Here is a 3,122-nt window from a genome sequence, read left to right as displayed (position 1 = left end):
TCACATTACCTTGAATTTACTCGCTTTAATTATCTCAGCATTATGCTCGATCTGCTCGATCTAGAGGTAAATTCCTTAATCCTTCCACTAGTACAAAAGGTTTACTTGTCCCGATCGAATAAAAAGTGGGATGCTCCCATTGCGATTTATTTGGGAATGCCCAGGCATTCATGATGATTTTGGCGAAGTGGCAGCTAAATCGATCGTTAACTCGATCGCATCTCTAGGGCACGAATTACCGATAGGCGAAAAGTTGCGCGTTGAATTTCAATCATTCTCAGATCGCACCGACCGCCTGAATGAATTAATAGCTCAATTTGAAACGGCATCGCCTCAATCTCAGCCATTAATTGCTGAAGAAATGCTAATTTTACAGAATCTCGACAATAGCGGTCAACGCCGCCCTCACCAAGTATTTTTGATGGGCACTTTTACCCCTAACTTAGGAGCGCGAGAGCAAAAGTTAATCGAGAAAATCATCAAATTCAGTACCCTATGGTATCAAAGGCTGTCAGGTTCGATCGAGGAAGTTCGCCAACAAACGATCGATGCGATTCTCCTAAATGCCTATGAGCAGGGCTTTTTTGAGTGGTCTAATTTATTTAGAGATAAACTTCAACTCAAAGCTACACCCCTATCTGGTGAGGAAGTTTGGCAGCACTGCTGGAAAGAACTTAATCGCTTTAACGATCGTGTAGAAGAACTCGCACCAGAGCCAGCTCCACAAATCATCGAATTCAATCTGCAAAAGGGGACAATCGGCGAAAACGTGCGGACGCGACTGCATCCAACTAGCGTAATGATGCGCTATCCGTCTGCCGTTCACTCTTCCAACCGCGATCGCATCAAAGTCGATCGTCGATACGTCGGTAGTCTGCTGCTGAAACTTCAACCCAAAGTCTTTGAAGAAGCAGGTAATAAGTCATATCAAGAAGTTCAACTACATTATCTATCGAATTTAATGGCAATCGGCTCGGCTTACGATTATCGAATCGTGCTAGGGCGTGTCATCAATTGAGCCAGATGACAGAAGCGGCAAGATAAATAGCACCCAGAAAGTTGACAGCGCGCTTATCATAACGAGTAGCAATAGCTCGATACTGCTTGAGCTTGGCAAAAAAGTTTTCAATTAGATGTCTAGCTTTATCCAAATCTTTGTCATACTCACGAGGTTTAATTCGATTGCATTTGGGTGGAATCACGGCAGTTTTATCCTGAGATTGCAATAGCTCAATCACACGTTTGTCTGCATCATACCCTTTGTCTGCCAGTATAATGTCAGCAGCCAATTTAGGTAGTAGTAGATCCGCTCCATCTAAGTCACAGGCTTGTCGGGCGTGTCAAATGAAAACTCAATGGATTACCAAGTGCGTCAGTAGTTGCATGAATTTTAGTACTCAAACCTCCTTTACTTCGACCAATTGCTTCGTCGTTTGGCTCCCCCCTTTTTTTGCCCCCGCACTGTGTTGGTGTGCGCGGACAATTGTTGCATCAATCATGGCATATTCATTATCAGCCTCGGCTGCCAAATGTTGAAATACTTGCTCCCATATACCTGTTTTTGCCCATCGACTCAACCTGGTGTGTACCACTCGAAAATCTCCAAATCGAGCGGGTAAGTCTCTCCACGCGCTGCCAGAGCGATATCGATATAGCACTGCTTCGATAAACAATCGATTATCTTTTGCTGTGACACCCACAGAACCATCTCGTCCTGGTAGGATGTCTTTAATTCGCTCCCACTGGTCATCTCGCAGAGCATACCTTCTGGTTGTCATCGCCTTACTACTTTGTTACTTTACCTAAGTTTACCTAATTGATGACACGCCCTAGCCACTAGCCACTAGCCACTAGAACACCAGTAACTTTGTTTTAGTGCAAGATGTGAGTTTGGCGGCTTTCCTATTTCCATCGAACCACTACATCCATCATGCAGCAAAATACAGCTAAGTACCCACGTATCGACCTTCCTTTCGAGGCAATGATGAAGCTCAAACAGCAGCTTCGTCAATCGACTATTCAACAGCATTACAGCGTTCGACTGCCATCTAGCGATCGTCGAACGCTGTAAGTGAAGCGGAACGATCGCTAGAATCCATGTTCTAATCGCCAAGTACAAATATATTTGGCGATTTTCTTTTGTACTAATTATGCGAGGCTAAAAATGAAGATAAACTTTCAAGAAATATATGAAATCAGACGAATGATGGTAGATAGAATTTTACGTGGACAAGTTGATTCGGCGGACTATATTACTTATCACCTCTACAGTTTTAGAGGTCTAGTTTATTTCCGTCTAGATGTTTATAGTGCAAAATATAAAGACTGCTCTGTTAGTATCCATATTGGCGATGATGGGCAAATAGAAATTCGTCCTGCATCTCTTTCATGTAAGAAATTCTTTCATCAAAGTCTGACGGAAACCCTCGCTATTATTGAGGCTGAAATAAATGCAGTGAAAGCCGAATTACACAACTTTTGATCGGAACCGGACGCGGCAAGCCGCAGTTAGTTGACGGTTTGAATTCTGCCGCCGAATCTAGAGCGATTCGGCGGCTTTTTCATCTTTATCCATCCCTACTTTATCCGAGGTCAACATCATGAAATCTGGTCTAACTCTCGTCCAACTCGCCGAAGAACTCACCGCCCAACAAGAATCTAAGCGCGACTTCCACGCTCCCACATCGAGCTTGAGTATGCTCGGTAATGGCAACTTTCATCTCGAAACCAATAATGGCAGCGAAGAAATGCCAGCGACAGACTTCGCTCACTCACAAATGGCTAGCCGCATCCAGGTTCCAAAGCCCTATTACGATCGGATGCGCTCGGAGGCCCCCGCTCTGTTGTCAACCAACATCAATCATTGGTTGGCTAAAAAGCAAGGCGAAACCTCGCTGATTCGTACTTTGCGAGGTCAGGTGCGGGCGTTCTTGAGCAATCGCTATCGGATCGTGGACAATCACGAAATTCTAGCGATGGTAATGCCTGAGCTTGCTGAAATGGGTGAAGGCATTACCATCGCAAGCTGCAACGTTACCGCAGAGAAAATGTATTTGAAAGTTATTAACACCAACATTGAAGCTGCTATCTCGGTTGGCGACCCAGTTCAAGCGGGATTCGTG

The 3,122-nt window shown here is 44.6% G+C and carries 3 protein-coding genes and 2 pseudogenes; 4 read left to right on the top strand and 1 reads right to left on the bottom strand.

What is annotated here, in order from left to right:
- Positions 1-130 precede the first annotated feature (130 nt).
- On the top strand, positions 131-1,018 hold the full coding sequence (locus RMO52_RS01550; protein ID WP_310410318.1) for a hypothetical protein: 888 nt from the start codon (positions 131-133) through the stop codon (positions 1,016-1,018).
- On the opposite strand, the pseudogene RMO52_RS01545 reads toward RMO52_RS01550, so the two are convergent.
- Positions 1,011-1,778, bottom strand: a pseudogene (locus RMO52_RS01545) (IS5 family transposase). The gene RMO52_RS01550 and the pseudogene RMO52_RS01545 overlap by 8 nt on opposite strands.
- A 152-nt stretch (positions 1,779-1,930) precedes the next feature.
- Between RMO52_RS01545 and RMO52_RS01540 the strand changes: the two are divergent.
- From RMO52_RS01540 to RMO52_RS01530, 3 genes and pseudogenes are all read left to right on the top strand, one after another.
- The gene (locus tag RMO52_RS01540; RefSeq protein ID WP_309742426.1) at positions 1,931-2,071 is read left to right on the top strand and encodes a hypothetical protein; all 141 of its coding nucleotides are present in this window, start codon (positions 1,931-1,933) and stop codon (positions 2,069-2,071) included.
- Positions 2,072-2,164: 93 nt separating this feature from the next.
- The gene (locus RMO52_RS01535; RefSeq protein WP_309742425.1) at positions 2,165-2,482 is read left to right on the top strand and encodes a hypothetical protein; all 318 of its coding nucleotides are present in this window, start codon (positions 2,165-2,167) and stop codon (positions 2,480-2,482) included.
- A gap of 118 nt (positions 2,483-2,600) precedes the next feature.
- Positions 2,601-3,122 (top strand): annotated as a pseudogene (locus RMO52_RS01530) (hypothetical protein); the annotation flags it as partial.

The organism is Chamaesiphon sp. OTE_8_metabat_110 (genome assembly GCF_031382685.1).
Lineage (GTDB): Bacteria > Cyanobacteriota > Cyanobacteriia > Cyanobacteriales > Chamaesiphonaceae > Chamaesiphon.
This window is presented reverse-complemented; position numbering and strand designations above follow the sequence as displayed.